At 44.8% G+C, this 4,786-nt stretch carries 6 protein-coding genes; all 6 read left to right on the forward strand.

Annotated features, from left to right (window positions below; genetic code table 11):
• Positions 1 to 207, forward strand: a 207-nt coding sequence (locus BT797_RS20630; protein WP_075471179.1) for a putative phage tail assembly chaperone, incomplete at its 5' end; no start/stop codon positions are given.
• Between the two features lie 41 nt (positions 208 to 248).
• Positions 249 to 395, forward strand: coding sequence for a DUF6890 family protein (locus tag BT797_RS23930; RefSeq protein WP_019628769.1), 147 nt, complete (start codon positions 249 to 251; stop codon positions 393 to 395).
• A gap of 20 nt (positions 396 to 415) precedes the next feature.
• Positions 416 to 2,542: a phage tail tape measure protein gene (locus BT797_RS20635; RefSeq protein ID WP_075473328.1), complete on the forward strand. Its 2,127-nt coding sequence runs from the start codon at positions 416 to 418 to the stop codon at positions 2,540 to 2,542.
• Positions 2,542 to 2,865 (forward strand): DUF2590 family protein, encoded by a 324-nt coding sequence (locus BT797_RS20640; protein ID WP_075473329.1) that lies wholly within the window; start codon positions 2,542 to 2,544, stop codon positions 2,863 to 2,865. The genes BT797_RS20635 and BT797_RS20640 overlap by 1 nt, the downstream gene beginning before the upstream one ends.
• 1 nt (position 2,866) lies before the next feature.
• Complete coding sequence (locus BT797_RS20645) at positions 2,867 to 4,039, forward strand: baseplate J/gp47 family protein (RefSeq protein ID WP_075473330.1); 1,173 nt, start codon at positions 2,867 to 2,869, stop codon at positions 4,037 to 4,039.
• On the forward strand, positions 4,032 to 4,676 hold the full coding sequence (locus tag BT797_RS20650; RefSeq protein WP_075473331.1) for a hypothetical protein: 645 nt from the start codon (positions 4,032 to 4,034) through the stop codon (positions 4,674 to 4,676). Before BT797_RS20645 ends, BT797_RS20650 begins: the two co-directional genes overlap by 8 nt.
• Positions 4,677 to 4,786: the final 110 nt, after the last annotated feature.

Here is a 4,786-nt window from a genome sequence, read left to right on the forward strand (position 1 = left end):
AACGTAACGGCTTACAACAAATTTTTAAACCAAAGTAACCAGGTTAATAAAATTCAGCCCGCGACCAACTTCTTAATGACGGTGGTTGATAACGAGTGCAAATCAACATTGAAAGAAATGTTAGCCCTGCCGGGTGCCGCGCTGCATTTAGTCGGCAGTGTAGTTGAAGAGTATCAGCCGGAATTCAACATTACCGTAAAAAAATAGAACAGCGAGCAAAAGAGATAAGCAGAAACCGTTTAGATCAGTTGCTCGCCTATCAGCAAAAATGGCTACCACACAGCGCAGCCACTGAAGACAGTTTAGCCCAGGCATTGTTTTTGGAAAACGATAATCAAGAAAAGCAGCAAATCGCCATCAACAATGGTATTTGCATGGCGTTAGATAGTGGTTAAGTCACTGGTGAGGGTAATGAATGAGCGCATTAAGCAAGTTGGAAAAACTCATGTACACCATTGGCGTTGTTGATAAAGCAACAGGGCCAGTGAATAAGATCATGGACAAGATAAACCAACTTAGCGCCCAAACGGCCAGCGCTCAAAACCAAATGATGAGTGGCTTTATGGGAACAGCTGGCGGTGCTATTGCGCTGGTCAGCAGTTTGTCACCAGCTATTGATCATGTTGCTGCACTGGGTGAAGTGCAAACACTGGGCGTGGCCAACGAAGATTTAACCAAATTAACTAAAACCGCGTTTGAATTTACCACGCAATTTGGCGGTAACTCTGCAGAGTTCGTGCGCAGTGCTTACGATATTCAATCGGCTATATCAGGACTCACCGGTGATGAGCTTGCGTCCTTTACCAAGGCATCCAACGTATTAGCGGTTGCAACGAAAGCGGACGCCAGCACAATCACCAGTTATATGGGCACCATGTATGGCATCTTTGAAAAAACCGCCAATAAAATGGGCAAGTCCGACTGGGTTAATCAGGTTGCAGGGCAAACAGCTACTGCTGTGCAAATGTATAAAACCACCGGCGCAGAAATGCAATCGGCCTTTAGTGCGTTAGGTGCCAAAGCCGCTAATCGTGGTATCGATGCTGCAGAGCAATTTGCGGTGCTTGGTGAACTGCAGCTGGTCCTTAAGTCGGGTTCGGTAGCGGGTACTCAATATGCCGCCTTTATTGATGGCATTGGTAAAGCGCAAAAAACATTAGGTATAGAGCTCACTAATAGCCAGGGCGATATGCTAGGTATTGATGTGGTGATGTCGCGTATTAACCAAAAGCTGGCGGGTATTGGTAGTGTGGCCAGAGGCGATATTTTAAATAAAGCCTTCGGGTCTAAAAATGCCGCCTCGGTGGTTGATATTTTAAGTTCCAAAACAGCCAAGTTAAAACAGGGCATTAACGAACTGAGCAATGTTACTGATGCATCTAAGGCCAGTGAAATGGCGAATATCATTGCCAGTCCCTGGGATAGATTTAGTGGTTCATTAAATGGGGCTGCAACGGCGATGGGGCAAGCTGTGTTACCGATTATTGAACCGGTTGTCGACATGCTGGTTGCTATGTTAGGTGGCGTGATATGGCTAACCCAAGAATTCCCAACATTAACGGGTGTACTTGGCGCTGCCGCTGTTGGTGTTATTGGCTTAATGATGGCGTTTAGCGCCATGAACATGATAATCGGTATCTATCGCTTTGCATTGATTGGGCTGAGCGTCGTTACTAATGGCGCTGCTATCTCAACAAAGTTATGGCAAATGGGGTTAGTTGCACTGCGCGTGATGGGGTTCTTAGGCAACATTGCCGCGATGGGTGCTTATCTTGCGGTTATCGGTCTGTATCGTGGCGCTATGTTAGCGGCGCAGGGCGTGACTTGGTTATTTAATACTGCATTACTTGCCAATCCGATTGTGCTAGTTATCGCAGGTGTTGTGGCGTTAGTGGCTGCCGTTGCGGGACTTATTTTTTATTGGGATGCTATTGTTGCGGCCTTTAAAGACTCAAGTTGGGGCCAAGGTTTAATCAAGATATTTGATGGCGTCATGTTGGTATTCACAGCCCTGATTGACAATGTGAAATGGGTGCTTGAAGCACTGGGTTTAATTGATGGTAAAGACATGACTATGAAGGCTGAGGTCGAAGAAATAACTAAAACAGCAGCCCCAATACCAGCAGACTTAAACGCGATCCAGTTAACTAACCGCGATATTAGTCATGTAACAGCGACCTTGCCTGTAGCCGCAAACCAAGCGTTTAACAGTGAAACATTTGCAGCAAAAAATCTAATCAGCACGCATAGCAATGCTAGTCAGATAAATAGTGCTGCCTCTGTTTCTGAAAGCCAAGCGTTTAATGAATTAACTGCGCACAGTGCGCGTATTCAACAATATCAAGAAAATAACCACCAGTTGGCTAAGGTAAGTAGTCCGCGTATACAGCGAACCCAGTACTTTCAGCAAAGCAAGCAACACACGAATAACAACAGTAATAGTAACGCCGATAACAGCAAGCGCGTGTATATCGACAATGTGGTGATGAAAAGTGACAACCTTGACCATGATTTTGAACAGTTAATGGAGTTAGCCGGCTAATGATAAATATGCATGTTGATTTAAACATTATCGATGGGGATTTTGTGTTTAATTCCTCGCTCAGTGCTGGCAAATTATCTGCGGCCAAAGTGATTGGCCAAGATGTGAAGCACCGCATCATCGAAAGTGGTTTGTTAGTTAAGTTAGTTAAGCAGCGTAACGTCAATGGTATCGCGCCAGTGTTAACCGATTTAGAACTGGAAGTGGAACAAGACAACAGGCTCAAGCCTGGCACAATCTTAATTAGCTATAACAGTGATAAAACCTTATCGATTGAAGCCCAGACAAAGCAATACGGCGTAATGAAGTGGGCAGGGGCGTAGCATGAACAATGAAAATAGAACACCGGACATAGTGCCTGATTTTAAAAAGATGATGGCTGATGCTGGGTTACCAGTGAATGAGAAGGTTGCCAAGCAGCAATGGGAGCAGGTATTAAGCGAACAGCAAATCATTGTCGAGAATGGCAGTCCGTTTAGCCCGTTCTGGCGCACAGTTAAAGCTTTAATTACCTTACCTGTCGTTGCTTTGCTCGATTGGATTGCCCGTATATTGATGCCTGATTTATTTATCATGACGGCTAGTCGCAGTGCATTAATTGGGTTACATGGCCCGAGTCGTAATGTTTTTGTTGTGGATGCAATTAAGGCTAAAGGCATGCTGACATTAACGCGCACTAACAATGATGGGGCGTTGAGTATACCTGCAGGTGCCTTAGTAGAAAGTGACAGTATTGGCGGCACTGTATATCAGTTACGTACGCTTAGCGCTGTGGTATTTAAAGAAGGTGAATCGGTCATTGAAGTGTTGGCTCAAGCAGTTGGTACTGGGCAGGCGTATAACTTACCGGTAGGCAGTTATTACCGCTTAGTTAATCTTATTGAGGGCGTGAGCGTTCGTAATGAAAAAGACTGGCTGCTTATCCCTGGTGCGAATGAAGAAAGCACTGAAGCATATCGAAACAGAATAAGAAACGTATTCGGCACCGCCGCTAAATGGCATATCAATACTGTGTACAAATCGATAATCAGCGACTTCGCCATTCCGGTCGATAATATTGAAATTGTAAACCAAGCGCCGCGTGGCCCTGGTACCGCTAATGCGTATATTTACCTTAATGTTGGGCAAGTATCGACTGGTTTATTAAAAGTCATAAATCAGCATATCAGTGATGATGGCCATCATGGCCACGGTGATGATTTTAAAGTATATGCAATGCCGACACATGAGCAGGTAATAACGGCTACGTATTCATTACATGCAAATAGCATCGATATTGGCGCGGATATAAAAACCTTTGTCCAGGCGGCGTTTCGGTTAAATGATGCGTATCAACCGACACGAACGCGGCCAAATTCGTTATTTAGCATGAGTCAGTTACAAACGCAGTTACATAATCAATTCCCTGCGCTGCGCAGTATCGATTTTGATTGTGGTGATATTAAAACGGGTTTATGGCTACCGGCACTTACGCACTTGGTTGTGCAACATGGATAGATTTCAGCAAAGCGCTCCGCCATCACAACCAGAGATTGCTACCTGGTTAAACAAGGGCCATGCCGAGCAGTTAATGAAAGCCGCGCAGCAATATTGGAATAATACCAAAGACTGGGTGATGTGGGCGGTTGCACAAAAAGATGAGCAGCAAAGTGCTGAGCCATTTTTAGGTTTGTTAGCCTGGGAACGTTTGACTGAAAGACTGGCAAACGAGCCGACTGAGTTTTTTAGGAAACGGGTCCAACATGCACTGGTTAATACCATTGACGCAGGCGAAATCGCGACGATTGAAGCTATCTTTAATCGTCTTGGTATCGATGTCATCAAAGTCAGTGAGCGCATTGATAATCGCGATTGGGACATTATTGCAATCGACTTTAGCAGTCATACTGTCTCGAAATACGGCGAACTGATGCCCGAATTAATCCAGCTCTATGGACGTACCTGCAGACGTTATGAATTTACGGTACATAGTTTTGCTGATTGTGGCTTAGCGCCAAGTTGGATTGATGTGCAATACCATGTACAAAAAGTGCCGTTAATGCCACTGAAAACACTGGTTGAGCATCCACTGACACTGCAGCCCGTTTATGGTTTTTTGAGTAAAGAAAGCAGCATTAGTACTGCAACGGAGTAAGTTTCTATGTCTGAACAACAGGTAACCGGCATTCTTACTAATGCTGGTAAACAACATATTACCCAGTGTGCGCTAGCAAACACGGGACTCGATGTAACAACACTGGTGTT

This window comes from Moritella viscosa, assembly GCF_900120065.1.
In the GTDB taxonomy this organism is placed as follows: Bacteria; Pseudomonadota; Gammaproteobacteria; order Enterobacterales; family Moritellaceae; genus Moritella; species Moritella viscosa.

Bases quoted from the DNA above. Each gene is read 5' to 3' on its own strand.
- BT797_RS20635 (WP_075473328.1), top strand. From the start codon at position 416: ATGAGCGCATTAAGCAAGTTGGAAAAACTCATGTACACCATTGGCGTT.
- BT797_RS20640 (WP_075473329.1), top strand. From the start codon at position 2,542: ATGATAAATATGCATGTTGATTTAAACATTATCGATGGGGATTTTGTG.
- BT797_RS20645 (WP_075473330.1), top strand. From the start codon at position 2,867: ATGAACAATGAAAATAGAACACCGGACATAGTGCCTGATTTTAAAAAG.
- BT797_RS20650 (WP_075473331.1), top strand. From the start codon at position 4,032: ATGGATAGATTTCAGCAAAGCGCTCCGCCATCACAACCAGAGATTGCT.